The organism is Dokdonella sp. (assembly GCF_019634775.1).
Classification (GTDB): Bacteria; Pseudomonadota; Gammaproteobacteria; order Xanthomonadales; family Rhodanobacteraceae; genus Dokdonella.
This window is the reverse complement of record NZ_JAHCAS010000001.1, coordinates 1,901,136-1,926,920: the sequence shown is the minus strand read 5'-3', so window position 1 is coordinate 1,926,920 and position 25,785 is coordinate 1,901,136. Positions and strand designations below refer to the sequence as shown.

Sequence of the window (25,785 nt, the reverse complement as noted above, 5' to 3'; positions counted from 1 at the left end):
GCGCCCGGGTGGGCGCATCATCATCACGCCGATGCGCGCGCCGCCTCCCGCTCGCTGGTCGTGAACGCCACCTTGTCGCGCAAATAGACCGGCAGCGCCTGCTCGGCGTCGAGGCCGTGGCCGCCGGCCAGCAGCGGCACGGCGAGACGCGCGATGGCGGCAGCCTGCGGATAGCACAAGCCCTGCGCAGACACCGGTTCGCGGTCGAGGCGGGCGCGGATCGCCGCCGCGTGCGTGTCCCAACCGGTGCCGACGATGGCCCAGGCATGCCCGGGCGGCACGGCGAGGCGTTCAGCCGGACCGACCGTCTCGAAACCGACCGGCTCGACCAGGCCGTCGCCACGCCGATGGAAGGTGCCGGCATAGATTTCGCCCATGCGCGCATCGATGACGGCGAGGATCGAACGCGCCTCGGCGGGTGCCTCGAGGGCGAGCGCGGCCAGCGACGACACCGGCACGACCGGACGATCCAGCGCCAGCGCAATGCCCTGCGCCGCCGATATCGCCAGGCGCACGCCAGTGAAGGCACCGGGCCCACGACCGACCGCGATCGCATCGAGTTGGCGGCGGCGCAGGCCGGCCTCGGCAAGCACTGCCTCGCACATCGGCAGCAGCAGTTCCGCGTGCCGTCGTGGCGCGATCTCGCTGCGCACGAACATCGCATCGCCGGCGATCAGCGCCACCGAGCAGGCTTCGGTCGAGGTTTCCAGCGCGAGCAGGTTCATCGTGCGTCCATCCCCGCCGGTACGTCGATGCGCGCGGGGCCGAGAGCGTACCAGTCCACGCGCCGGGTCAGGTACATGAGAATCGCGACCGCAGCGAGCAGGGCCAGTGCGCCCATCAGCAGCGAGTACTGTTCGCTGATCACGAGTCCATAGAGAAGCGCGTAGACGAAGGCCAGCAGGCCGCCGAGCGTCGTCGCCGCCGCGCCGCCGCGTGCCGCTGCACGCGCATAGCCACCGACGATCGCCACCACTGCGAGTGCGGCAAGCAGATAGGCCATGCCGAAGCCGACTTGCTCCGATAGCGCCAGCAGGACGACGTAGAACGTGCACAGGGCGACGCCGACGAGCAGGTACTGCACCGGATGAACGCGCCAGCGGCCGAGCACGTCGAACAGGAACAGTGCGGCGAAGGTCAGCGCGATGAACAGCACGCCGTACTTGCCGGCGCGCTCGTTGCGCTGATAGGCATCGACCGGCTGATACAACTCGACACCGAACCCTGATTGCAGCACCAGCGGCGCACCGTTCGCGCCTTCGCTCCAGCTCTGCCCGAACGCGCGGTTCAGGTCCAGCACCTGCCATTGCGCGCTGAATCCCTGCGTGCCGGTGTCGTGCGAGGCCGGCAGGAAGGCGCCGGTGAAACTCGGATCCGGCCAGGCGCTGGCGAGGTGGACATCGGTCTGGCGGGCCAGCGGCAGGAAACGCAACACGGCCGTGCCGGCCAGACGCATTTCGAACGAGAACGGCAACGGGCGCTGCGCCACCGCGTCATCAAGCGGCCAGTCGACTTCGGTCGTGGAGATCCCGGCGACTTGGCCGCCGGGCCCGAACGCCAACTCGCGCCCGTCGATGCGCAGGACCGACACCTGGCGGATGCCGCGGACGTCGGTGACCGGCACGCGCAGGCTCGCCGCATGCCACTGCGGATCGCCGCCCGCATTGTTCATCGCCGCGATTGCGGCCGGCTCGAAATGCCCGCTGAAGCGCAGCACGGCCGTGTACACCGGGGTCTCGTAGATTCCGTAATGGCGCCTCTCGGTCTCCAGCGTGCCCTCGACGCGCAGGCGCTCGGGCAGGAGGAACCGGGCAACGTCGTAGGTGGTGACGACGCCCTTGTCGTTCTGCACCGACTTGCGCATCGGCACGACCAGCACGGGGCCGCCGACGGACTGCTCTTCACCCCAGCGCTCGGCGATCTTCGCGCGCGCCTCGAACTCGAGGCCCTGACGCTCGCGCACGAGCCCCTGCACCTGGAATAGCGGAATCATCAGCAGCAGGCCGAGGAAGCCGATGCCGAGAGCACGCAGGGTCACGCTGCGCGTCCAGTCCTGCCACATGGTTCACCTCCACGGTTTCGGAGATGCCATGGAAGCGCGTCGAACCGGCATGCCGGCGCCCGCATGTGGCGGATTTCGGGCGAAACGGGGAGTAGCGGGGGCCGGCGACCAGGGGCTGGGAAAGCATCGCGTGCGCTTCTGGTTTTGCAACCATTCCCGATTCCCTGTTCCCCCATTGCCAGATGTCACACCAGGCGGGGCGAGCGCCATTGCAGCGTCGCCCCGCCGCGCATCGATCAGCGCCAGCGCCTCTCGACGGTGAAGATCGCCTCGCAACCGCCATCAACCCAGATGCCGGCGCGGTTCCAACCCCAGGTGCGGCCCTCGACACAGCGTGTATTCGAGATCTGGCGCGTGATGTACACGCGCCCGCCGCGACCCGTATCGACCTGGCACAGGTTGTAACGGTAGTCCCGGCTCCCGCAACGCACGCTGATGTCGTTGTCCCAATCCGGCCCAGGCACCCAGCCACCGGGACCGCCATGGCCCGGGGGCCGACCGGGACCGCCGCTCCAGCGCCGCTCAACCGTGAAGATGCCCTCGCAGCCGCCATCGACCCAGACACCGGCACGGTTCCATCCCCAATTGCGCCCTTCGATGCAGCGCGTATTGGAAATCTGGCGCGTCAGGTAGACGCGGCTGCCACGACCGGTATCGATCTGGCACATGCGATAGCGATAGTCGTGGCTGGCGCAACGCACATTGATGTCGCGATCCCAGTCCGGGCCGGGATACCACTGGCCAGGCTGGGCCTGGACCGCGCTGGCGGCGAAGAAGGCGGCTGCTGCAAGCGAGATTGCCATGAGGAATTTCATGCGTACTCTCCGGCTTGGAAATAAAGGTCTCCGATCGCGCCCATGCGACCGGCGCGCCAAGCGTACAACGAACGCGCACCATCGCGGCAACCCGTGGCAAACCCGCTCGCGAATCAGGATTCAGCGTGACGCCGATGGGCTCCGGCACGCGCATGCAAGGCGTCATCCTCTGCAACCAGACACGCACCGTGGACGCGCGGGCACGCCCGTTCCGGCGCCTGGAACACGCGCCATCGCACGCGGTGGAGGAAGCCCTGGACGCGGTCGGCTCGATCCTCGAGCAGATCGTTGCGAGCCAAAGGCAGGAATGGCCGTGATGCAACCGCAAAGCTCCGCTAAGTGACTGATGCCGCGAGACTGCTGATCGCCGCCATCGGAATCGTACTCACGATCCTACTCACTTCCGTCGGCGTGCGCTTGGCGCTCCGGCGACATCCGTCGGCAGAAGCTCAGCTTCGCCGCCTGCATCGCCGTGGCAGCTCGCTCACGCAGCCGCCACGACGATGGGCTGCACCTTCGCGCGGAATCGCTTTTGCGCCTGCCACATGTCGAAGTCGCCTTGCATCGCGTGCCACATCCCCGGCGTCGTGCCCAGCGCCTTGTGCAAGCGCAGATCCATTTCCGGGCTGATGCCCGCCGCGCCGTCCAACACGCGCGACAGCGCCGCACGGGTAACGCCCAAGCGTTCGGCGGCTTCGGTCACAGTCACGCATGCCAACCATTCGCGCAGGACTTCGCCGGGATGCGGGGGGTTGTGCATATTCATGTCAGTGATGGTCCTGATAGTCCACAAGCTCGGCGTTGCCATCATCGGCAAACATGAAGGTCAGCCGCCAATTTCCACTCACCCAAATCGCCCAATGCCCGGACAGGCCGCCTTTCAACGGGTGCAGCTTCCATCCCGGTGCATTCATGTCCTGTGGGCCGCTGGCGCGGTTCAGGGCGAACAATTGCAACCGCAGTTTGCTCGCGTGTCTGGCCTGAATCCCTGACGTTCTGCCGGTCAGGAAATACCGTTCGAGCCCTTTGTGGCGGAAGCTGCGAATCACGGGGCCGTCTGTATCTCAGTGTTCGAGACGGCGAAATGCGATCATCTCCCTGCCGGCCGCCAGCGGCCCGCTTTGCACTTCCGCACATGCCCGAACCGCCCCGCCATCGCATCTCGCAGCTCGATTTCTGGATCGCGCTCGACCATGGCGGACGAATGCACTTTCACGAGGAGGGCTTGCGGCGCGCGAAGCGAGCGCGACTCGACGCGCAGGCGACCGCCGCACAAGGCACGCTCCGGTTCGGCCCCAGGCCGGCATACGCGAAGCTTCTGGAAACCCTCGAGCAGCGCGTGAACAAGTCGGTTGAGGTAGCAAACCTGACCGACAACGGCGAGCCTCCGCTCACCCCCTTCCCGCCCGCCGGCGATGACACCTGATGTACGGCATGACCGCTGGCGGATGAGCTTTCCCCAACGGAGATCACCCATGATTTAACTCGTACTCAAAGCCGCGGCCTACGCCGCGCACCAGCACCGCAACCAGCGTCGAAAGGACGCTGAGGCGTCGCCCTACATCAATCATCCTGTGCAGGTCGCACACATCCTTTCGAGTGCAGGCATCGGCAGCCCTGTGGTGCTTGCCGCGGCCCTGCTTCACGACACGATCGAGGACACGACGACAACGCCCGCCGAACTGCGTGCGCTGTTCGGCGAAGAGATTGCCGGCATCGTCCTGGAAGTGACCGACGACAAATCGCTGCCGAAGGACAGGCGCAAGGCTCTGCAGGTCGAGCACGCGCCGCACCTGAGCGAGGGTGCTGCGCTGGTGTAGTTCGCCGACAAGATCGCCAACTTCACCGACATCCTCGAGTCGCCGCCGCCTTGGCCGGTCGAGCGGAGAGCAGCCTACTTCGCATGGGCGGCGCGAGTCGTCGACCGACTGCCGACGCAGCCGACCGGTCTGCGCGCGAGGTTCGATGCGCTGCTGGCACGTTCACCGTCCACGACCGCGGCCTGACCATCGGGTTACGCACGCGAAACGGGCGACATCCGCTCGACTTCGTCGGTGATGCGGATCGTCGCGCCATCCTGGTTCAAGTGCTCCGCCAAGCGAACAAGGCGGAGCTGTGCCTCCCGGGCGCGTTCCATTCGGCCGCCGATCTCCAGGGCGACCGTTGCCGCGATCAAGGAGAACTCGCACGCGATCAGCAACGACCTCACAAACCGCCTGGATGTCGATGGACGAGGGCAGACAGCGCAAGACAGAAAACCGGCGAAATACCGGGGTTTTCCTGAGCAAAATAGACAGTAATGGACAACGCTGGACGTTGATGGACGGGGAAATGGTGGGCCGTGATGGGATCGAACCATCGACCAATGGATTAAAAGTCCACTGCTCTACCGCTGAGCTAACGGCCCCCGCTTCAACCAGACAATGCAGTCGCGCGCTGCGCGACAATCACTCACCTCTCCCACTTGCGGGAGAGGGCAAGGGGTGAGGGCAACGCCGTGGCCGCACATCGTCGACAGATGGATGGCGACGCCACGAAGGCCGCGCAGTTTACCCGCGCGCGGGCCTCAACGATAGCGTGTGGGGTCGACGAGCCCTGCGGCGGCGAAGCCTGCGGCGCGCAAGCGGCAGGCATCGCAGTGACCGCAGGCGCGGCCGTCGACATCGGCCTGATAGCACGACACGGTCCGCGCGAAGTCCACACCGAGACGCGCGCCCTCGCGGGCGATGTCGGCCTTCGAGAGGTGGATCAGCGGCGCGTGCACGCGCAAGCGCGTGCCTTCCACGCCACTCTTCGTCGCCAGGTTGGCCAGCACCTCGAATGCAGCGACGAATTCGGGCCGACAGTCTGGGTAACCGGAATAGTCCACCGCGTTGACGCCGCAGAAGACATCTGCGGCGCCGAGCACTTCAGCCCAGCCGAGCGCGATCGACAGCATGATCGTGTTGCGTGCTGGCACGTAGGTAATCGGAATGCCCGCCCCGCCCTGCTCCGGCACTTCGATGTCGGCGGTCAACGCCGAACCGCCGATGCTGCGCAGGTCGACGGCAACAGTCTTGTGCTCGATCGCGCCGAGGTCGGCGGCGATGCGCGCCGCGGCAACCAGTTCGGAAGAATGGCGCTGCCCATAGGCGACGCTGAGCGCATGGCAGCGGAAGCCCCGGGCGCGTGCGATGGCCAGGGTGACGGCCGAATCCATGCCGCCGGAAACGAGCACGACGGCGCGCGGGGTGTCCTGGGTGGTCATGCTCCGGTGCTCTCCGTGGATCGATGCGGTGTATCGGTCGGCGCCCCCACCGGCCCTCAACGTCCACGCGCATCATCCCAGAGCAGCTTGTGCAACTGCATCTGGAAACGCACGCGCAGGCGATCGGCGAGGATCCATTCGGCCAGTTCGCGCGCCGGCAGCTCGCCGTGCACGGCCGAGAACAGCACGGCGCAGCGCGTGTCCAGCGTGTGTTCGCGCACGACCGCCTGCGCCCATTCGTAGTCGGCGCGATCGGCGAGCACGAACTTGACCTGGTCGTGGGCGCGCAGATCGGCGAGATTCTCCCAGCGATTGCGTGCTTCCTCGCCCGAGCCCGGCGGCTTGAGGTCGACGACGCGACGCACGCGCGCATCGACGCCCGTGATATCGAGCGCGCCCGAGGTCTCCAGCGAAACCTCGTGACCGGCGTCGCACAGGCGTTCGAGCAGGACCAGGCAGCGCTTCTGTGCCAGCGGTTCGCCGCCAGTCACGCAGACATGATGCGCACCATGGGCAGCGACCTCGGCGACGAGGTCGTCGATCGTGCGCCACTCACCGCCATGGAACGAATACTCGGTATCGCACCAGCGGCAGCGCAGTGGGCAGCCGGTGAGGCGGATGAACACGGTCGGCCAGCCGGCACTGTCAGCTTCGCCCTGCAGCGAATGGAAGACTTCGGTGACGCGCAGACGCGGCTCGTCGACGGGCCGGGTCGGGACGAGGGGGGATGGAGCGGTGGCAGACACGGCAGCGACGCGCGCAGGCGGCGCGCGCTCAGCGCCGGTTTTCGAGCTTCAGCGCACGCAGGCGACCCGAGGCGAGGCGCGCGACGGTCGTGTCCGGATAGCGCGCGACGACTTCGTTGAGCGTGCCCTCGGCCTCGGCCCACTGCTTCAGCTCGTACTGGCAATAGCCGGTCTTGAGCAAGGCGTCGGGGGCCTTCTGATTGGTCGGGAAGCGCGTCAGCAAGGTGGCGAAGGTATCGAGCGCGACGCGGTAGTTCTGCGTCACGTAGTACGACTCGCCGAGCCAGTAGTAAGCGTTGCCGGCCAGCGTGCTGTCCGGATACTGCGCGATGAAGGCCTGGAAGCGACGCGCCGATTCGGCGTAGCGGCCATCCTTGAGGGCGGCAAAAGCATCGTCGTAGCTGCGCTTCTCAGCGTCCGGGTCAGCCGTCACGTCGCTCGCCGTCGTGGCGGCATCGGCGGGTGGAACCAGCGCGGCATCCTCGGCAGTCAGCGAACCCGAGGCAGCCGTGGCCTGACCGAGCTGGATGTCCTGCAAGGCCGGCCCGGTCGTCGCCGATGCGGCTTCGGCCGGTGCCTTGGGCGCTCCCCCTTCGAGGCGGCCGATGCGCGAATCGAGGTCGATGTACTGGTCACGCGAGCGGCGCTGCATCTCGCCGATCTGGAACTTGAGTTCCTCGATCTGGCCGAGCAGGCTCTGCACCTGCGCTTGCAGTTCCTGGTTGCGGTTGACCAGATCGACGGTGCTGCCGCGCGCCGATTGCTGCTCGAGGCGCTCGACGCGCTCGGCGAGGCTGAGCCGCTGCTGGGCCTGGACGGGCAGCGCAAACGCGGCGGCGGTCAGGGCGACCGCCGCCAGGTACGCGCGCGTGGCATGTGCGCCCTGCATTACTGCGCGCTGGTATAGACGACTTCGACGCGGCGGTTCTTCGACCAGGCCGACTCGTCGTGGCCACGGTCGACCGGACGCTCTTCGCCGTAGCTGACCACGTTGAGCTGGCCGCCCGAAGCGCCGGCGCCGTTCAGCGCGTCACGCACGGCATTGCCACGGCGCTCGCCGAGGCCGAGGTTGTACTCACGCGTGCCGCGCTCGTCGGCATGGCCCTCGAGGGTCACGCGCGCACCCGGGAACTGGCGCAGGTACTCGGCATGGCACGAGATCTGGGCCTGGAACTCCGGCTTGATCTCGGTGCGATCGAGGTCGAAGTAGATGACGCGCTGGCGCAGGCACGCGTCGGTCTCGAGGTCACCGACGCTGTAACGGCCGCTGGTGTCGACCGACTTGGTTTCGGTCTGCGTGGCCGGAGTCGAATCGGTATCGGCCTTCACGACCTTCTTCTTGCACGCGGCCACGCCGGCAACCAGCATGGCGGCAACCAGGATGCGGACTGCAATCTTCATGGGTGTATCCCTCAAACGGTGGACAAGGTTACGGTTGGATTGGGACAGCAGTACTGAATACGGGTGAACCTTAACGGGTCGGTGGTCCGACCTCATCGTCATTCTCAGCGTTGGCGGTATGGCCCCCAGGCCGGCTCTCGTACGTCACCTTCGGCAAGCACGAGGCGTTGGCGGACCCTGCCGTCGGCCGAAACGGTGTACAGCACGCCACGTGGACCCTCCGTCGCGGCGTACAGCACCATGCTTCCATTCGGCGCGAAACTCGGCGACTCATCCACGTTGCCGAGGGATATCTCGCGATACCCGTTGGTGGCGCGATCCAAAACCGCGATACGATACACGTTTCCATTTCCCTGTGCCATGGCGATCTTGTTGCCGTCGCAGCACAGCGAAGCACGGGCGTTGTACTGGCCCTGGAAGGTCAGACGCGTGGCCTCCCCGCCCGACACCGGGGTCTGGTAGAGCTGCGGCTTGCCGGACCGGTCGGAGGTGAAGACCAGGCTGCGGCCATCCGGCATCCACACCGCTTCGACATCGATGGCGAAGTGGTTGGTCACCTTGGTCGTGCGCTTGCTGGCCAGGTCCATCACGTAGATGTCGGGGTTGCCGCCTGCCGACAGGGTCAAGGCGAGGCGTGTGCCGTCGGGCGAGAATGCCGGGCCGCCGTTGATGCCCTTGCTCGACGAAACCAGTTCGCGCGCGCCGGTAGAAAGGTCCTGCACATAGATCGCCGAATTGGCACGCTCGAACGAGACATAGGCGAGGCGGCGGCCATCCGGCGACCAGGCCGGCGACAACAGCGGTTCGCGCGAGCGCACGACGGTCTGCGGATTGAAGCCGTCGGAATCGGCGACCATCAGCGCGTACTGCGTGTTCTGCCCGGTGCCGACCGAGGTGACGTAGGCGATGCGCGTCCAGAACGCACCGCGCACGTTGAGGATCTTCTCGTAGACGAGATCGGCGACCTGATGGGCGACATCGCGCATGCCCGTGCGCTGGCCGGTCATCGCCAAAGCCAACATCGACGTGCCCGAGGCGACGTTGAACAGTTCGAACTCGACGCGCAGGGCGCCATCACCGGCATCGGCGATGCGGCCGATCAGGAGGTAGTTCTGCTTGAGCATGCGCCAGGTGCCGAACTTGACCTCGGCACCGCGCACCGGGAACTCGACGATGTCGTTCTTGCCCAGCGTGCGGAACTGGCCGGAGCGCGCAAGATCGTTGCGGATCACCTCGGCGACGTCGGTTTCGGGCGGCAGGCCGGCGCCCTCGAAGGCAAATGGCACGACCGCGATCGGCGTGGAGGCCTCATTGCCGACGGGCACGGTGATCTTCAGGGCATCGTCGGCCCGGACCGGCGAAACCATGGCCATCACGGCGACAACGAGGGCGACGAGCGCGATACGGGTTGGCATCAGCATGGAGCGGCAACCTCCAACGGGCGGAATTTGAAAGGGATGAGCGGATGAGGCGCTGGATTCCGGAATGCCCAGATTCCATCGATCGCGGCACAAGTCGCTCGCGCAGGAAGCAGCTTGGGCGAGAGATGTCCCGATTCTACCGATCCTGACTCAAGCCGCCCCCACGGCAGGCGGTTCGTGCAGGAGCGACATCGCCGCGATGGGGCCCGAACAGGACGGCCATTGCAGGTCATCAAGGAAGCCAGGGGATGGGGCCGGCACGCCATCACTGCGGACAGACTTCCAGCGGATAGCAGAACGTCAGGACAACCTCGCGGCGGAACACGCTCTCGTACCCGCGATACGGCAAGGGCCGCTCGCGCACCGCCGCTTCCATCGAAGTGCGCGTGATCTCGTCGGCGGCGCAACCCGGCTGCACCGCCGCGGAGATGACCTCGCCGCCGGGAATCTGCACGATGCGGATGTCGCAAATCACCTGGCTGATGCCCTCGGGTCGATGCCACTGCGCCACCGCCTGCGCCTGGATCGCCGCCGCGTAGCGTGCAGCCAGGCTGTCGTCCTGACCACCGGCGCCAGTCGTCGCCTGCTCGGCTTCCTGCGGCACATCCACGCTCGGACGGTTGCGCTCGGCCTTCTGCTGTTGCGCGGCCTGCAGATCCTTCAGCTGTTCCAGGCGCGCCTTCTCCAGCGCGACCTGCCGCGCCGCCGCTTCGCGCTGCCGGCGGATCTCGGCCAGCTTCCGCGCGCGCTCGGCTTCGAGCTTCTGTTCCTGTTCGAGTTCGATCTGGCGTTGCCTGATCTTTGCTTCCTGCTCCCTCTTCGCCTGCTCGGCCTTCTGCTCGGCCAGTGCGGCGATCCGTTGCTGGTCGACCGTGTCCATCTTCGGCGGCGCCGGTGGCGGCGCCTGCTCGGGTTCGGGCTTCGCTTGCGGTGGCTCGGGGATCGGCTCCGGCTTCGGCGCGGGCTTCGGCTCGGGCGGCTTGGGCGCGGGTTTCGGCGGCGCACGCCGCGCCTGCGGCTTCGGTGCCGCAGTCGGCCCGACCAGGACCGCCTCGATGACCTGGCCCGGCATCACCACCGGCCGTGTTTCGCGCGTCCACCACATCCCTCCGAGCACGATCAGCACGATCGCCCCGTGCAACAGCAGGGACCAGACGATCGCGCGCAGCTTGTCTCCGAGGCTTTCGATCATGCCTGCATCAACGTTTCGCCGGGGTCTGCACCGGCTGGCTCATGAGGCCGACCTTCGGCACGCCGGCGCGCTGCAACGCGGCCATGGCCCGATAGATCTGGCCGTAGTCGACGCGTTCGTCGCCACCGATCAGCACGGGGACCTGTGGATTCTGGCGGACGAAAGCTGAAACCTTGTTGACCAGCACATCCTCGTCGATCGGCTCGCGCTGGCCGGCGCCGATGGTCAGGAACCACTGGCCGTCCTGGTCGACGCTGACCACCACCGGCTCCTTGTCGTTCTGGATCGCCGTGGCATTCGATTGCGGCAACTGGATGTCGACGCCGAGGTTCATCAGCGGCGCGGTAACCATGAAAATGATCATCAGCACGAGCATGACGTCGATGTACGGCACGACGTTGATCTCGGCCTTGAGCTTGCGCCGCTTGCGGTTGCGATAGCTTTGCATCAGCACACTCCGGCGGGCGGCACCATGGCGCCGCCCGGACTGGACGATTCAAACGCGAGATGGATGCGCACGGGGTCGGCGGCCTCAGTCGTCGACATGCGCCTGGCGCTGCAGGATCGAGGAGAACTCCTCGAGGAAGGTCTCGTAGCGCAGGGCGACGCGTTCGACGCGGCTGGCGAAGCGGTTGTAGGCCCATACCGCCGGAATCGCCGCGAACAACCCCATGGCGGTGGCGACGAGCGCCTCGGAGATGCCCGGCGCGACCATCGCGATGGTCGCTTCCTTGACGTTGGCCAGCCCCTGGAAGGCAATCATGATGCCCCAGACCGTGCCGAACAGGCCGACGTAGGGGCTGATCGACCCGACATTGGCGAGGAACTCGAGGTTGCGTTCGAGGCGGTCGACCTCGCGTGACTGGGCCACGCGCATGGCGCGCTGGGCGCCTTCGAGCAGGCTGCGCGAATCGACACCGCGGCGCTGGCGCTGACGTGCGAATTCACGGAACCCGGATTCGAAGATCGCCTCGAGTCCGGCGATGCGCTCGCCGCTGGCATTGACGTCCTTGAACAGGGCTGCGAGGTCCGAGCCCGACCAGAAGCGCTCTTCGAACTCGTTGGCCGCGGTATTCGCCGAGGCCAGCATCGCCTGCTTGCGGAAGATGATGAACCACGACGCGATCGAGAACAGGATCAGGATCAGCATGACGATCTTGACCGGCAGGCTGGCTCCCCAGATCAGGGCGAGGATGTTGAGCTCGTGGTTCATGGACGAACAATCTCCTGGAGCAACGATTCTGGAATCGGCCGCGGCCGCCAGCGTTCGGCGTCGAGGCAGGCGATGCGCACCCGCGCATCGACGAGTGAAATTGCCGGCTCGCGCTCGCGCACCAAGGTCTGCGCGACCTCGAAGCTCGCCCCGCGCAGTGCTTCCACGCGCACGCTGGCGAGCAAGGCGTCGTCGAGACGGGCCGGTCGATTGAAACGGATGTCCATGCCATGGACGACAAAGACGATGCCGAGTTCCGCGCGCAACTGCTCCTGGCCGATACCGGCCGCCCGCAGCCACTCGCTGCGCGCGCGCTCGAAAAAGCGCAGGTAGTTGGCGTGGTAGACGACGCCACCGGCGTCGGTGTCCTCCCAGTACACGCGCACCGGCCAGGTGAATGCCGGCGCGGCGCCGGTCCCGATCGGCCTAGCCGCCATCGACGACCTCGTCGGGCGCGGAACTGAACAGGTCCTCGCGACGCGCAGAGCGCGGCACCGGCAGGCCGAGATGACGCCAGGTCTTCTGCGTGACCATGCGCCCGCGCGCGGTGCGGACGAGGAAACCCTGCTGGATCAGGTAGGGTTCGAGCACGTCCTCGATCGTGCCGCGCTCCTCGCTGAGCGCAGCGGCCAGCGACTCGACGCCGACCGGGCCGCCGTCGAAGTTCTCGATGATCGTCGTCAACAGGCGACGATCGAGCGCGTCGAAGCCCTCCGCATCGACCTTGAGCATTTCCAGCGCATTGCGCGCGACCTCGCGCGTGATAACGCCGTCGGCACGGATCTCGGCGAAATCGCGCACGCGCCTGAGCAGGCGGTTGGCGATGCGCGGCGTGCCGCGCGAGCGGCGCGCGATCTCGGTCGCACCATCCGGCTCGCAGCCGATGCCAAGGATGCGCGCGGCGCGGCGCACGATCGCCGCCAGTTCCTCGGTGGTGTAGAACTCGAGGCGCTGGACGATGCCGAAGCGGTCGCGCAGCGGCGCAGTCAGCAGGCCCGCGCGCGTGGTCGCACCGATCAGGGTGAACGGCGGCAGGTCGAGCTTGATCGAACGCGCCGCCGGGCCCTCGCCGATCATGATGTCGATCTGGAAGTCCTCGAGCGCCGGATACAGCACTTCCTCGACAACCGGCGACAGCCGGTGGATCTCGTCGACGAACAGCACGTCCTTCGGTTGCAGGTTGGTCAGCAGGGCAGCCAGGTCACCGGCGCGCTCGAGCACCGGGCCCGAGGTGCTGCGCAGGTTCACGCCGAGCTCATTGGCGATGACATGGGCCAGCGTGGTCTTGCCGAGCCCGGGCGGCCCGAACACGAGCACGTGGTCGAGCGCGCCGCCACGCCGCCGCGCCGCCTCGATGTAGATCGACAGCTGCTCGCGCACCGTCGCCTGGCCGAGATACTCGCCCAAACGCTGCGGACGGATGCTCGCCTCGAGGAGCTCGTCCTCGCGGTCGGCATCGGCGGCGATCAGGCGCGGGGAGCCGGGATTGGGGATTGGGGATTCGACACTCAAGGCCGGATTCGCGATTCGGGGTGGGGACAACGGCGCGATTATGGAGTGTTTCTCCGGTCTTTTCCGAATCTCCAATCCCCAATCGCGGCCTTCCTCAGATCTCCACCTGTGTACCGAGCTCGATCAACCGGTTGCCCGGGATGCGGAAGAACGCCGTCGCCGAATGCGCATTGCGGGCGAGAATGGTGAACAGGCGGTCGCGCCAGAGCATCATGCCGGGGCGGTCGGTGGCGACGATGCTCTCACGGCTGAGGAAGAACGTGGTATCCATCATGTCGAACGGCAAACCACACTGGGTCACCCCGGCCAGCGCCTTCGGCAAGTCCGGATCCTCGGCAAAGCCGTAGCGCACGACCACGAGATAGAAGCCATCGGCCAGTGGCGACACCGCAATGCGCCGACCAGGGTCAGCTGCCGGCTCATCGAGCACCTCGACGTTGAGGATCACGTTGCGCTCATGCAGCACCTTGTTGTGCTTGAGGTTGTGCAGCAGCGCGTGTGGCACGCCATCGCGGTTGGCGGTGAGGAACACTGCCGTCCCCGGCACGCGCAGCGGCGGATGCATGGCGATCGAGCTGATGAACGGTTCGAGGGCGAGGCCGGCACGGCGCATCTCGCGCATGACCAGTTCCTTGCCGCGCCGCCAGGTCGCCATGATCGTGAACACGCCGAGGCCGAGGGCGAGCGGGAACCAGCCGCCGTACTCGATCTTGTCCGCCACCGCAGCGAGCAGCACGAGGTCGATGCCAAGGAACAGGCAGCCGACCACGAGCACGCGCAGGCGGCTCCAGCGCCAGATGCGCCGCGCGACGACGACGACGAGGATCGTGTTCATCAGCATCGTGCCGACCACGGCGAGGCCGTAGGCGGCGACCAGATTTTCCGAGGAACGGAAGCCGAGCACGGCGGCAATGGTCAGCACGAGCAGGATGCGGTTGATCCACGGCAGGTAGATCTGGCCGATCGTCTCCTTCGAGGTATGCATGACCTGCATGCGCGGCAGGTAGCCGAGCTGCACGGCCTGGCGCGCCATCGAAAATGCACCGGAAATCACCGCCTGCGAGGCAACCACGGTCGCCATCGTTGCCAGCACGATCATCGGGATCAGCAGGCCCTCGGGCACGAGCAGGTAGAACGGATTCGCCGCCTTGGCCGGGTCGGCCAGCACCAGCGCGCCCTGGCCGAGGTAGTTAAGCATCAGGCAGGGCAGCACCAGGAAGAACCAGACCAGGCGGATCGGCTTGCGCCCGAAGTGGCCCATGTCCGAATACAGCGCCTCGGCGCCGGTGATGGCGAGCACGACCGCGCCCATGGCAAAAAAGGCGAACTTGCCGTTGTCGACGAAGAACAGCACCGCGTGCTGCGGGTTCAGCGCCGCAAGCACATGCGGTTCTCGCGCGATGCCATACAGGCCGAGCGCGCCGAGGCTGAGGAACCAGACCAGGGTGATCGGCGCGAACAGCGGACCGACGCGTCCGGCGCCGTGCTTCTGGATGGCGAACACGCCGAGCAGGATCAGCACGGTCAGCGGCACCACCCAGCTGTGCAGCTTCGGCGCGACGACCTCCAGGCCCTCGACCGCCGACAGCACCGAGATCGCCGGGGTGATCACGCCATCACCGAAGAACAGCGCCGCGCCGAACAGGCCGACCACCATCAGTAGCCAGCGCACGCGCGCACTGGCAACGCCACGCTGGGCCAGCGCCATCAGCGCCATGATGCCGCCCTCGCCCTTGTTGTCGGCGCGCAGGATGAACGTGGCGTACTTGACCGACACCACCAGGATCAACGACCAGAAGATCAGCGAGAGCACGCCGAGCACGTTCTGGCGGCCGACTTCGACGCCATGCTGGCCGAAGGCCTCGCGAAACGCATACAGCGGACTCGTGCCGATGTCGCCATAGACCACGCCGACCACGCCGAAGCACAGCGCGAGCAGGCGCTTGCCGTGGAGGCCGTTCGTGTTCGTGGCGTGGCTCATCATTGTTTCGCCTAGCGCAACGCGGCCTTCAGCGCCTTGCGGATGATGTCCTCGGCGCTGTCGCCCGGGGCGCTGGCGTCCTTGACCAGGCGACTCACCTCGGCCGGCTTGTAGCCGAGCGACTGCAGGGCCACGCTGGCCTCGCCGACCGGATCGAGCGCCACGCCGCTCGCCTGCGCGAGGCCGCCGCCGGACAAGCCATCGACCCGATCACGCAGCTCGACGACGATGCGCTCGGCGGTCTTCTTGCCGATGCCAGGAATGCGCGTCAGCGCAGCGATGTCGCCGTTCTGCACCAGGCGCGCGAACTCGTCGACCGACACCCCGGACAGCACCGCGAGCGCAGTCTTGGCGCCGATGCCGCTGACCTTCTGCACGTGGCGGAACAGGCTGCGTTCGCTCTCGCGCAGGAATCCGTACAAGGCGACCGTGTCCTCGCGCACCGCGTAATGCGTGCACAGGGTCACTTCACGGCCGACCTCGGGCAGGTCGTAGAAGGTCGACATCGGCGCCTCCAGCTCGTAGCCGACGCCGCCGACATCGACGAGCAACCATGGCGGCTGCTTGCCGGCGAGCACCCCCTTCAGTCTTCCGATCACCGGCGTCGCCTCCAGGCTGTGCGTGGAATGCCGATGCGCTCGATGCTCGAACGTGTGTGCGCATGGGTCAGGGCAATGGCCAACGCGTCGGCCGCGTCGGCCTGCAGGCGCCCGGGAATGCCGAGCAGCACGCCGACCATGTGCTGCACCTGGCCCTTCTCGGCTGCGCCGCCGCCGACCACGGCCTGCTTGATTTCCTTCGGCGCGTACTCGGCGAGACTGAGTCCACGGCTGACCACCGCACAGATCGCCGCACCGCGCGCCTGGCCGAGCTTGAGCGCCGAGTCGGGATTGCGTGCCATGAACACGCGCTCGATCGCGACCTCGCTCGGCGCATGCGCGTCGATGATCGCGCTGATCTCGTCGAAGATCTGCTTGAGGCGCTGGTGGAAATTGTCGTTGCCGAGCAGGTGCAGGGCGGTGTGGAAAACCGGCCGCGACCGCCCATCGGCACTTGCATCGATGATGCCGATGCCGGTGCGCTGGCTGCCGGGATCGATGCCGAGGATGCGCGTCGTCGCCACAGCGCAGGGCGGGGGTCCGGCATGGTCGGCGGCACGGGCGGGCATCGGTGCTTCGCTGGTCGCTGCGGGCATGCGCCATGATACGCGCTGTCTCATGCCACCTCCGCGTCGCGCATCACGCGCCTGCCTGTATGGTCGGAAAACGGCCGTGGTGCAGGAAGGCCGTGGTCAGGCGCGCAACCTCCGCGGAGAACACCAGGCCCGAATGCGTGGCGTCCACCACGCAGTGGTCGGTGATGCCGGGCAGGCGCGTCTCGGCGACACTGACCGTGCCGTCGTTCGGGCCATCCAGTGCACCGAGCAAGCGACCAAGCCCGAACGGCGCGCGCCCGGCAATGACGCCGACGTCGGTATCGGCATCCCAGCGCTCGAAGCCATTCACCAGCACGCCGGCGCTGTGACCCATGGCCCAGCGCGCCGGTGGCACGCGGGCAAGGCCGCGCGCGGCGGCACTGCCGAGCAGCGGTGAGCCGAGGCAGACGATGCGTCCGCAGTTCTTCACGCGCGCCCGCGCGACCGTCTCGAGCGCAAGCATGCCGCCAAGGCTGTGACCGACAAGGTGCACGGCGCCGGCCTTCGCTTCGATGCGCCGGGCGAGACGTTCGACTGCCGCATCGACCGAACCGGCGACGCTGGCATAGTCGAGGATCTCGACCGAATCGAAACCGCCGCCGCGCATCCGCCGCGCCAGCGCGGTCAGCGTGAAACCGCGCATCCAGATGCCATGCAGCAGGATGACGTGCTCGCCCATGATCGTCGCGGCGGACCGGCTCAGCCGGCCTCGTCGATCACCTGCACGTGCAGTTCGCGCAACAGCGCGGGCGGGATCGGCGACGGCGCCGCGGTCAGCAGGCACTGCGCGCTGGCCGTCTTCGGGAAGGCGATGACGTCGCGGATCGACTCGGTGCCGGCCATCAGCGCGGCGATGCGGTCGATGCCGAAGGCAATGCCACCATGTGGCGGCGCACCGTAGCGCAGCGCCTCGAGCAGGAAGCCGAACTTGGCCTGCGCCTCGTCGGCGCCGATGCCGAGCAGCTCGAACACCGCGCTCTGCATGTCGCTGCGATGGATGCGGATCGAGCCACCGCCGATCTCGTTGCCGTTGAGCACCATGTCGTAACCACGCGAGACGGCGATGCCGGCATTGGCCATGAGATCGGCCACGTCGTCGATCTTCGGCGCGGTGAACGGGTGATGCAGGGCGACGTGGCGCTGCGCCTCGGCGTCGTACTCGAACATCGGGAAGTCGACCACCCACAGCGGGCGCCAGGCGTTCTCGACCAGGCCGAGGTCGCGCGCGACCTTCAGGCGCAGCGCGCCGAGCACATCGCAGACCAGCTTGTACGAACCTGCGCCGAACAACACGAGGTCGCCGGCCTGCGCGGCAGTCGCGCCGAGCACGGCGGCAAGTGCCGCATCGTCGAGGAACTTGGCGACCGGTGAATTGACGCCCTCGCGGCCCTTGGCCGGATCGTCGACGCGCATCCAGGCCAGGCCCTTGGCGCCGTACTTGGCCGCAAGCGCGCCGAGTTCATCGATCTGCTTGCGCGAGAACACCGCGCCGCCCGGCACGCGCAGCGCGGCGACGCGGCCGGCCGGATCGTTTGCCGGCTCGCTGAACACCTTGAACTCGACGCCACGCACATGCTCGGCAACATCGACCAGTTCGAGCGCGATGCGCAGGTCCGGCTTGTCCGAACCATAGCGGCGCATCGCCTCGGCATAGGTCATGCGCGGGAATGGATCGGCAAGCTCGACACCGGCCACCGCGCGGAACACCTCGCGGATCATCGTCTCGACCGTGTCCTGCACGTCACGCTCGCTGACGAAGGCGAACTCCATGTCGAGTTGGGTGAACTCGGGCTGGCGGTCGGCGCGCAGGTCCTCGTCGCGGAAGCAGCGCGCGATCTGGTAGTAGCGATCGAAGCCGGCCACCATCAGCAACTGCTTGAACAACTGCGGCGACTGCGGCAGGGCGAAGAACTCGCCGGCGTGCACGCGACTCGGCACGAGGTAGTCGCGTGCGCCCTCGGGCGTGGCCTTGGTCAGGATCGGCGTTTCGATGTCCTGGAAGCCACGCGCGTCGAGCCAATGGCGCAGGGCGGAAACGAGGCGCGTGCGCAGGCGCATCTTGCGCTGCATGTCGGCCTGGCGCAGGTCGAGGTAGCGATACTTGAGCCGCGTCTCCTCGCTCGGGTTCTCGTGCAGGGCAAACGGCAGGTTGTCGGCGCGGTTCAGCACCTCGATGCATTCGGCCAGCACTTCGACCCTGCCGCTGCGCAGCTTGTCGTTGGCCTGGATGCGCGCACGCACGCCGCCGCTCACGCGCAGGCAATACTCATAGCCGATGTCCGCAGCCTGGCGGAACGCCTCGGCCGAATCGCGCTCGACCACGATCTGCACGATGCCCTCGTGATCGCGCAGGTCGATGAAGGCGACGTGGCTCTGCAGGCGCACCGTATCGACCCAGCCGCACAGCGTGACCGTCTGGCCGATTAGACCCTCGTCGACTAGGCCGCAGTAATGGGTGCGCATGGCAGGCTCCGGGGAAAGGCGCGGAATGCTATAGCCGATGCTGCTGCGCCGCAAACAAAAAGGCCCGCCGGGAGGCGGGCCTTTTCGTCACATCAGGGTGGACCAGGAACGATCAGCGCCAACGCCGATCGATGACGAAGGTCGCCGCGCAACCCCTGTCGACCCACACGCCGGCGCGGTTGAAGCCCCAGCTGCGGCCTTCGATGCAGGCCGCCTGCGAAAGCTGGCGCTCGATACGCACGCGCCCGGCCGGACCGATATCGACCTGGCAGAACCGGTAGCGATAATCGCTGCTCTGGCAACTCAGGCGCAGCGTCGTGTCCCAGCCCGGACCCGGCTGCCAGCCGCCCGGACCGTGACCCGGCCCGCGACCGGCCTCGACGAAGATGCCGCCACAGCCGCGATCGACCCACAGGCCGCGACGATCGACGCCCCAGTTCTGCCCGCGCACGCAACGCGCCGACGAGGTCTGGCGGACCATGCGTGCGTCGCGCCAGTTCGTGTCGCAGCGACGCAGGCGGTAGTCCCTGCTCTCACATTGCACGGAGCCATGGGTCGGGCCGGGACCGCCATGGCCGGGACCGCGCGGCGGCTGTGCCTGCACGGAAGGTGCAAGAAGAACAGCACCGGCGATCAACCCGGCAATGGCAGCGAGTGACTTGTACATCCCGATCTCCTCGTTGTGAGTCGCGCCAGTGTAGGTGCGAGCGCTGAACGGCGCCTGGCCTGTTCGAGCATTGTCACGATTCGTTGCTGCCGCCCCCACTGGCCGGCTTCGCCGCCTCCGGTTTCGGTGCCGGCGATTTCGTCGCATCGCCACTGCCGGCATCGGCCTTGGGCGCTTCCTCCTTGCTGGCCAGGTTGCGCTTCGCGTCACCGTCCTTCTTGAAATCGGTCTCGTACCAGCCCGAACCGGCAAGGCGAAACGCCGGCGCGGTCAGGCAACGCCTGACACCGTCGCCCGCGCACTCCGGGCAGGTGGTCGGATCGGCATCGGAAAGCTTCTGCAGGCGCTCGAAGCGATGGCTGCACGCGGGGCATTCGAATTCGTAGATCGGCATGGCTGGGAAGCGGGGAATGGGAAATGGGAAACGGGAAAAGCGTACACCGGCGCGCATCCTGCAGGAGCCCCTTCAGGAGCGATGCTTCTTCTGCAAGAGCATCGCCCGCAAACGGGCTCCTGCGGGAATCGATGCGGACGGTTTCGCGGCATCGCGAAGGCTCACGCCTTCGCGAACACCAGATGCCCTCCCTCGGCATCGACGCGGATCGTCTCTCCTGAAGCAAAACGACCTTCGAGGATCTCCTTCGCCAGCGGGTTCTCCAGCTGCTGCTGGATCGCACGCTTGAGCGGCCGCGCGCCATAGACCGGATCGAAGCCGACGTTGCCGAGCAGATCGAGCGCCTTGTCGCTGACCTCCATGCGCAACTGGCGTTCGGCCAGCCGCTTCTCCAGATAGGCGATCTGGAACTTTGCGATCTGGCGGATCTGACGCTTGTCGAGCGAGCGGAACACCACGATCTCGTCGAGGCGGTTGATGAACTCGGGGCGGAAGTGCGCCTGCACCACGCCCATCACCGCCGCCTTCATCTTGGTGTACTCCTCCTCGTCGTCGCTGCCGGCAAACTCCTGCACATACTGCGAGCCGAGATTCGAGGTCATCACCACGACCGTGTTGCGGAAATCGACCGTGCGGCCCTGGCCATCGGTCAGGCGGCCGTCGTCGAGCACCTGCAACAGGATGTTGAACACGTCCTGGTGCGCTTTCTCGACTTCGTCGAGCAGGATCACGCTGTACGGGCGCCGGCGCACGGCCTCGGTGAGGTAACCGCCTTCCTCGTAGCCGACATAGCCCGGTGGCGCGCCGATCAGGCGGCTCACGGAGTGCTTCTCCATGAACTCGCTCATGTCGATGCGCACCATCGCGTCGGCCGAGTCGAACAGGAAGCCGGCCAGCGCCTTGCACAGTTCGGTCTTGCCAACGCCGGTCGGCCCGAGGAACAGGAACGAGCCGTTGGGCCGATTGGGATCGGACAGGCCGGCACGGGCACGGCGGATCGCGTCGCTGACCGCGCGCACGGCTTCGTCCTGGCCGACCACGCGCCGGTGCAGCTCGTCCTCCATGCGCAGCAGCTTCTCGCGCTCGCCTTCGAGCATCTTGCTTACCGGAATGCCGGTCCAGCGCGAAACCACCTCGGCGATCTCCTCGGCCGTGACCTTGTCCTGCAGCAGCTTGAAGCCCTGCTGCTCGGTCTCGGCGGCGGCGGCGAGTTGCTTCTCGAGCTGCGGCAGGCGCCCGTACTGGATCTCCGAGACCTTGGCGTAGTCGCTTTGGCGCATCGCCGCGTCCATCTCGTTGCGTGCCTGCTCGATCGCTTCCTTGATCTTCGTGGTGCCGGTGACGACGGCCTTCTCGGCCTTCCAGATTTCCTCGAGGTCCGAATACTCGCGTTCGAGCGCCTCGATGTCGGCTTCAAGGTCGGCCAGGCGCTGCCTGGATTCGGCGTCCTTCTCCTTTTTCAGCGCCTCGCGCTGGATCTTGAGCTGGATCAGGCGACGCTCCCTGCGGTCGAGTTCCTCCGGCTTGGAGTCGATCTCCATGCGGATGCGCGAGGCGGCCTCGTCCATCAGGTCGATCGCCTTGTCCGGCAACTGGCGATCCGGAATGTAGCGATGCGAGAGCGTGGCCGCGGCAACGATCGCCGGATCGGTGATCTCGACGCCGTGGTGAACGGCATACTTCTCCTTCAGCCCGCGCAGGATGGCGATGGTGTCCTCCACGCTCGGCTCGCCGACGAACACTTTCTGGAAACGGCGTTCGAGTGCGGCGTCCTTCTCGATGTACTTGCGGTACTCATCGAGCGTGGTCGCACCGACACAGTGCAGCTCGCCGCGCGCGAGTGCCGGCTTGAGCATGTTGCCGGCGTCCATCGCCCCCTCGCCCTTGCCGGCGCCGACCATCGTGTGCAGCTCGTCGATGAACAGGATCACGCGGCCTTCCTGCTTGGCGAGATCGTTGAGCACGCCCTTCAGGCGCTCCTCGAATTCGCCGCGGAACTTCGCGCCGGCAATCAGCGCGCCCATGTCGAGCGACAGCACGCGCTTGTCGCGCAGGCCCTCGGGCACCTCGTCCTTGACGATGCGCTGGGCCAGGCCCTCGACGATCGCGGTCTTGCCCACGCCGGGCTCGCCGATCAGCACGGGGTTGTTCTTGGTGCGCCGCTGCAGCACCTGCACGACGCGGCGGATTTCCTCGTCGCGCCCGACCACCGGATCAAGCTTGCCCGACTCGGCGCGCGCGGTCAGGTCGATGCAGTATTTCTCCAGCGCCTGGCGATGCTCCTCGGCATTGGCGTCGTCGACCTTGTCGCCGCCGCGCATCGCCTCGATCGCCTGTTCCAGCGCGGGCTTGCCTGCCCCGCTCGCCTTCAGCGCGGTACCGAGCGCGCCCTTGTCATCCAGCGCGGCCAGCACGAACAGTTCGCTGGCGATGAACTGGTCGCCACGCTGCTGGGCAAGCTTGTCGGTCAGGTTGAGCAGGCGCGAAAGATCGTTGCCGACCGAGATGTTGCCTTCCTGCCCGGCCACCTTCGGCAGGCGGTCGAGCGCCTCGCCGAGACGAGTGCGCAGGGCGGCGACATTGATGCCGGCCTGGGCCAGCATCGGCGCGGTCGAACCACCGCGCTGGTCGAGCAGCGCGGTCATCACGTGGACCGGTTCGAGCATGTTGTGGTCGCGACCGACCGCCAGGCTCTGGGCATCGGCCAGGGCCTGCTGGAAGCGCGAAGTGAGCTTGTCCATTCGCATGACGGGAAACCTTCGGAAGCGGAGGCCGGAATGCCGGCGATGCGCGCGACATGGGGATTCGCGCGCGGGCTTCCAAGCGGCCCTTCGTCAATCGCTCCCGCGTCACTTCCCCCTGCAAGCGGGAAGAAGTGACGCCTCGTGATCCCCTTCTCCCCGAGCCAACGGGGAGAAGGTGGTGCGGCAGCGCCGGATGGGGAGCGCCCTGCCCTTGCTGTCCCTATGGATCAAACCCGTCCGCAAAAATCCGGTCGGTGTCCGGCTCGAGAGTCGACGTGGCCGTGTTGTTGGTCTGGTTCGGATCGGTCACCGGGGCGTTGACGACGGCAACGACGCTGTTTGCCAGGGTGCCGGTCGTGCCCGGCGCGACCGTGCCGTTGACGGTGTAGACCACCTGCGCGTTCGGCGGCAGGCTGGCGATGTCGGCGATATTGCCGCTGCCGCTGGCGCCGCAACTGCCGCCGCCGGTGGCCATGCAGGCCCAGGTCGGCGCGGTGTAGGCGGCCGGGAAGGTATCGACCACGGCCGCGTTCGTTGCCGACGGCCCGGCATTGGTGATCGTGATCGTGTAGGTCAACGGCGCACCAGCCGTGTAGGCCGGCACGCTGGCCGTGATCGCGGCTGACACATCGGCCTGCGCGGCCGCGGCCTGGCAGTCGACGACTGCGCGGATGACCCAGTCGCCATTCACCCCGAGCGCCTGCGAGCCGAACCAGAAGAACAATCCGGGCGAGATTTCCGCGTAGATCGCGTTGCGGTTCGGCTGGATGCCGTCGGAATCGTTGACCACGCTCGGCCCCACCGCCGGCGGATTCTCGCTGAAGGTGTAGGCAACAACGAAGGTCTCGTTCTGCGCAACCGGCACCGAAATCGGGATCGTGTTGTTCTCGTCGAGGTAACGGAATTCGTTGAGCACCCCATCGGTCATCACCGGCCCGAGCACCGACAGGGCAAGCTCACCCGGCGTGGGAAAACTGCCGGCGCGATGGATGTCGATGGCATCGCCGATCACGAACGCAGCGCCGCCGGACAGCGAACGCCAGAACACCTGCACGCCGACGATGTTGCCCGTACAGGGCGAGGTCAACCAGCTGGCTGCCTTCTCGCCGGCAACGAAACCCGCCTGGATCACCCCCGCGGACAAATCGGTGAGACTGTCGTTCTTCACCGTCACCTCGGCCGCGGACGCCGCCGCCGCCATCGCCATCGCCATCGCCCCGATCACTGCACGCATCGCACCCCCCCAGGCCTGAACGAAACCCGACGGTAGCGCAAGCCGACCCGACATGGGGAGGCAGGCATCACATCAACGACTCCTGACCCTCACCCGTTCCCCTGCCCCATCGCCCGCAATCCCCACAGGAACCACCCGCACGAACCGCCCACAGGAACCGCCCATAGGAACCGGCCGTAGGAAGCGGCTGTAGGAAGCGGCCGTAGGAAGCGGCTTCAGCCGCGATGCCCTTGCCGTACAACCCCCAACGAAGAAGCATCACGCCTAAAGGCGTTTCCTACAGCGCATTGATGCCACCCCGCCCTCAGGAACCGCCCGTAGGACCCGCCCGTAGGACCCGCCTGTAGGACGCGCCTGTAGGACGCGCCTGTAGGAAGCGGCTGTAGGAAGCGGCCGTAGGAAGCGGCCGTAGGAAGCGGCTTCAGCCGCGATGCCCTTGCCGTACAACCCCCAACGAAGAAGCATCACGCCTAAAGGCGTTTCCTACAGCGCGTTGATCCCCGAAAAACGCATCACGCCTAAAGGCGTTTCCTACAGCGCATTGATGCCACCCCGCCCGCAGGAACCGCCCATAGGACGCGCCTGTAGGACGCGCCTGTAGGACGCGCCTGTAGGAAGCGGCCGTAGGAAGCGGCCATAGGAAGCGGCCGTAGGAAGCGGCTTCAGCCGCGATGCCCTTGCCGTACAACGCCCACCGAAGAAGCATCACGCCCAAAGGCGTTTCCTGCAGGCATCGACGCCGCCACGCCCTTCAGGAACTCCCCATCCACACGAGGCTGGCAAACCGCCCGGTACGGGCCTCGCGGCGGTAGGAATAGAAGCGCGGATCGGTCAGGGTGTCGAAACCTCCGCCATGCACGCCACTGACGCCGCGCGCGGCGAGGCGCTGGCAGGCGAGGGTGTAGAGGTCGCAGGTCCAGTGCCCCGGCCGGGTCGGTGCGAAGGCCGCTTCGGCAGCCGCATCGATGCGCACGAAGGCCTCGCGCACTTCGTCGCCTACTTCGTACGAAGCCGCGCCGATCGCCGGACCGAGCCAGGCCAGCACCTCGCGATCAGACGAGCCGAGCGCATCGCAGGCTGCTTCGAGCACGCCTGCGGCGAGCCCGCGCCAGCCGGCATGTGCCGCGGCGACGGCCGAACCATCCGCTCGACACAACAGCACCGGCAGGCAATCCGCCGTCAGCACGGCAAGCACGCGACCGGCTTGCGCAGTCATCGCCGCATCGGCCACTGGCTCGGCGGCCGAATCGACACGATCGACGAGCGCCACCTCGACCCCATGCACCTGATGCAGCCAGCACGGAATCGCCGGCAGGCCGAGTGCGCCGACCAGGCCGGCACGGTTTGCCGCCACCGCAGCGGGATCGTCACCACAACGACTGCCGAGGTTGCAGCGATCCCAGGGCGCCAGCGAGACGCCGGGCGAGCCGCGCAGGCTGACCCGCGCCCGCACGTTCGGCGGCGCCGGCCAGTCCGGGACCAGCCAGTCCTGCATCGC

General features: G+C 67.1%; 28 protein-coding genes, 1 tRNA gene and 1 pseudogene. 3 read left to right on the top strand and 27 right to left on the bottom strand.

Annotation, left to right across the window (positions count from 1 at the left end; genetic code table 11):
* Positions 1-23: 23 nt before the first annotated feature.
* From tsaB to KF907_RS08290, 3 genes are all read right to left on the bottom strand, one after another.
* On the bottom strand, positions 24-725 hold the full coding sequence (gene tsaB, locus KF907_RS08300; RefSeq protein WP_291219665.1) for a tRNA (adenosine(37)-N6)-threonylcarbamoyltransferase complex dimerization subunit type 1 TsaB: 702 nt from the start codon (positions 723-725) through the stop codon (positions 24-26).
* Entirely contained in the window at positions 722-2,062 is a 1,341-nt protein-coding gene (gene creD, locus KF907_RS08295) for a cell envelope integrity protein CreD (RefSeq protein ID WP_291219664.1), read from the bottom strand. Before creD ends, tsaB begins: the two co-directional genes overlap by 4 nt.
* Positions 2,063-2,298: 236 nt before the next feature.
* Positions 2,299-2,877 (bottom strand): DUF3011 domain-containing protein, encoded by a 579-nt coding sequence (locus tag KF907_RS08290; RefSeq protein ID WP_291219662.1) that lies wholly within the window; start codon positions 2,875-2,877, stop codon positions 2,299-2,301.
* A gap of 125 nt (positions 2,878-3,002) precedes the next feature.
* Between KF907_RS08290 and KF907_RS08285 the strand changes: the two genes are divergently transcribed.
* Complete coding sequence (locus KF907_RS08285) at positions 3,003-3,194, top strand: hypothetical protein (RefSeq protein WP_291219660.1); 192 nt, start codon at positions 3,003-3,005, stop codon at positions 3,192-3,194.
* 167 nt (positions 3,195-3,361) lie between these two features.
* Here KF907_RS08285 and KF907_RS08280 read toward each other — a convergent pair whose 3' ends face one another.
* Together KF907_RS08280 and KF907_RS08275 are read right to left on the bottom strand one after the other, a co-directional pair.
* Complete coding sequence (locus KF907_RS08280; RefSeq protein WP_291219659.1) at positions 3,362-3,643, bottom strand: HigA family addiction module antitoxin; 282 nt, start codon at positions 3,641-3,643, stop codon at positions 3,362-3,364.
* 1 nt (position 3,644) lies between these two features.
* On the bottom strand, positions 3,645-3,926 hold the full coding sequence (locus KF907_RS08275; RefSeq protein WP_291219657.1) for a type II toxin-antitoxin system RelE/ParE family toxin: 282 nt from the start codon (positions 3,924-3,926) through the stop codon (positions 3,645-3,647).
* A gap of 86 nt (positions 3,927-4,012) precedes the next feature.
* Between KF907_RS08275 and KF907_RS08270 the strand changes: the two genes are divergently transcribed.
* Positions 4,013-4,303, top strand: coding sequence for a hypothetical protein (locus tag KF907_RS08270; RefSeq protein ID WP_291219656.1), 291 nt, complete (start codon positions 4,013-4,015; stop codon positions 4,301-4,303).
* Positions 4,304-4,385: 82 nt separating this feature from the next.
* Positions 4,386-4,697: pseudogene (locus KF907_RS08265) on the top strand (HD domain-containing protein); the annotation flags it as partial.
* 194 nt (positions 4,698-4,891) lie between these two features.
* Here KF907_RS08265 and KF907_RS08260 read toward each other — a convergent pair.
* From KF907_RS08260 to pgeF, 22 genes are all read right to left on the bottom strand, one after another.
* Entirely contained in the window at positions 4,892-5,077 is a 186-nt protein-coding gene (locus tag KF907_RS08260; protein WP_291219654.1) for a hypothetical protein, read from the bottom strand.
* Positions 5,078-5,209: 132 nt separating this feature from the next.
* Positions 5,210-5,284: transfer RNA gene (locus tag KF907_RS08255), tRNA-Lys, on the bottom strand.
* 159 nt (positions 5,285-5,443) lie between these two features.
* A complete protein-coding gene (queC, locus tag KF907_RS08250) occupies positions 5,444-6,124 on the bottom strand; it encodes a 7-cyano-7-deazaguanine synthase QueC (RefSeq protein WP_291219653.1) in 681 nt (226 codons plus the stop codon).
* Between the two features lie 56 nt (positions 6,125-6,180).
* Positions 6,181-6,870, bottom strand: coding sequence for a 7-carboxy-7-deazaguanine synthase QueE (gene queE / locus KF907_RS08245; RefSeq protein WP_291219652.1), 690 nt, complete (start codon positions 6,868-6,870; stop codon positions 6,181-6,183).
* A 28-nt stretch (positions 6,871-6,898) separates the two neighbouring features.
* Positions 6,899-7,759 (bottom strand): tol-pal system protein YbgF, encoded by an 861-nt coding sequence (gene ybgF / locus KF907_RS08240; RefSeq protein WP_291219651.1) that lies wholly within the window; start codon positions 7,757-7,759, stop codon positions 6,899-6,901.
* Positions 7,759-8,271 carry a peptidoglycan-associated lipoprotein Pal gene (pal, locus tag KF907_RS08235; protein ID WP_291219649.1) on the bottom strand — a complete coding sequence of 171 codons (513 nt, stop codon included), beginning with the start codon at positions 8,269-8,271 and terminating at the stop codon, positions 7,759-7,761. Before pal ends, ybgF begins: the two co-directional genes overlap by 1 nt.
* Positions 8,272-8,375: 104 nt before the next feature.
* The gene (gene tolB, locus KF907_RS08230) at positions 8,376-9,686 is read right to left on the bottom strand and encodes a Tol-Pal system beta propeller repeat protein TolB (RefSeq protein ID WP_472843862.1); all 1,311 of its coding nucleotides are present in this window, start codon (positions 9,684-9,686) and stop codon (positions 8,376-8,378) included.
* Between the two features lie 271 nt (positions 9,687-9,957).
* Positions 9,958-10,884, bottom strand: a complete 927-nt coding sequence (tolA, locus tag KF907_RS08225) for a cell envelope integrity protein TolA (RefSeq protein WP_291219647.1) — start codon at positions 10,882-10,884, stop codon at positions 9,958-9,960.
* A 7-nt stretch (positions 10,885-10,891) separates the two neighbouring features.
* Entirely contained in the window at positions 10,892-11,332 is a 441-nt protein-coding gene (gene tolR, locus KF907_RS08220; protein WP_291219645.1) for a protein TolR, read from the bottom strand.
* 84 nt (positions 11,333-11,416) lie between these two features.
* Complete coding sequence (gene tolQ, locus KF907_RS08215) at positions 11,417-12,097, bottom strand: protein TolQ (protein ID WP_291219644.1); 681 nt, start codon at positions 12,095-12,097, stop codon at positions 11,417-11,419.
* Positions 12,094-12,534, bottom strand: coding sequence for a tol-pal system-associated acyl-CoA thioesterase (gene ybgC / locus KF907_RS08210; protein ID WP_291219642.1), 441 nt, complete (start codon positions 12,532-12,534; stop codon positions 12,094-12,096). Before ybgC ends, tolQ begins: the two co-directional genes overlap by 4 nt.
* The gene (gene ruvB, locus KF907_RS08205; protein ID WP_472843861.1) at positions 12,524-13,591 is read right to left on the bottom strand and encodes a Holliday junction branch migration DNA helicase RuvB; all 1,068 of its coding nucleotides are present in this window, start codon (positions 13,589-13,591) and stop codon (positions 12,524-12,526) included. The genes ybgC and ruvB overlap by 11 nt, the downstream gene beginning before the upstream one ends.
* A gap of 112 nt (positions 13,592-13,703) precedes the next feature.
* A complete protein-coding gene (locus KF907_RS08200; protein WP_291219640.1) occupies positions 13,704-15,590 on the bottom strand; it encodes a potassium transporter Kup in 1,887 nt (628 codons plus the stop codon).
* 11 nt (positions 15,591-15,601) lie between these two features.
* Positions 15,602-16,189: a Holliday junction branch migration protein RuvA gene (ruvA, locus tag KF907_RS08195; protein WP_291219639.1), complete on the bottom strand. Its 588-nt coding sequence runs from the start codon at positions 16,187-16,189 to the stop codon at positions 15,602-15,604.
* The gene (gene ruvC / locus KF907_RS08190) at positions 16,186-16,758 is read right to left on the bottom strand and encodes a crossover junction endodeoxyribonuclease RuvC (RefSeq protein WP_291220288.1); all 573 of its coding nucleotides are present in this window, start codon (positions 16,756-16,758) and stop codon (positions 16,186-16,188) included. Before ruvC ends, ruvA begins: the two co-directional genes overlap by 4 nt.
* 70 nt (positions 16,759-16,828) lie before the next feature.
* A complete protein-coding gene (locus tag KF907_RS08185; RefSeq protein ID WP_291219637.1) occupies positions 16,829-17,464 on the bottom strand; it encodes an alpha/beta fold hydrolase in 636 nt (211 codons plus the stop codon).
* A gap of 20 nt (positions 17,465-17,484) precedes the next feature.
* Positions 17,485-19,248 (bottom strand): aspartate--tRNA ligase, encoded by a 1,764-nt coding sequence (gene aspS / locus KF907_RS08180; protein ID WP_291219635.1) that lies wholly within the window; start codon positions 19,246-19,248, stop codon positions 17,485-17,487.
* A gap of 112 nt (positions 19,249-19,360) precedes the next feature.
* Positions 19,361-19,915: a DUF3011 domain-containing protein gene (locus KF907_RS08175; protein ID WP_291219633.1), complete on the bottom strand. Its 555-nt coding sequence runs from the start codon at positions 19,913-19,915 to the stop codon at positions 19,361-19,363.
* A gap of 73 nt (positions 19,916-19,988) precedes the next feature.
* Positions 19,989-20,309 carry an FmdB family zinc ribbon protein gene (locus KF907_RS08170; RefSeq protein WP_291219631.1) on the bottom strand — a complete coding sequence of 107 codons (321 nt, stop codon included), beginning with the start codon at positions 20,307-20,309 and terminating at the stop codon, positions 19,989-19,991.
* Positions 20,310-20,470: 161 nt separating this feature from the next.
* Positions 20,471-23,056, bottom strand: coding sequence for an ATP-dependent chaperone ClpB (gene clpB / locus KF907_RS08165; protein WP_291219630.1), 2,586 nt, complete (start codon positions 23,054-23,056; stop codon positions 20,471-20,473).
* A gap of 217 nt (positions 23,057-23,273) precedes the next feature.
* Positions 23,274-24,287 (bottom strand): DUF11 domain-containing protein, encoded by a 1,014-nt coding sequence (locus tag KF907_RS08160; protein ID WP_291219628.1) that lies wholly within the window; start codon positions 24,285-24,287, stop codon positions 23,274-23,276.
* A gap of 751 nt (positions 24,288-25,038) precedes the next feature.
* Positions 25,039-25,782 carry a peptidoglycan editing factor PgeF gene (pgeF, locus tag KF907_RS08155; RefSeq protein WP_291219626.1) on the bottom strand — a complete coding sequence of 248 codons (744 nt, stop codon included), beginning with the start codon at positions 25,780-25,782 and terminating at the stop codon, positions 25,039-25,041.
* Positions 25,783-25,785 lie beyond the last annotated feature (3 nt).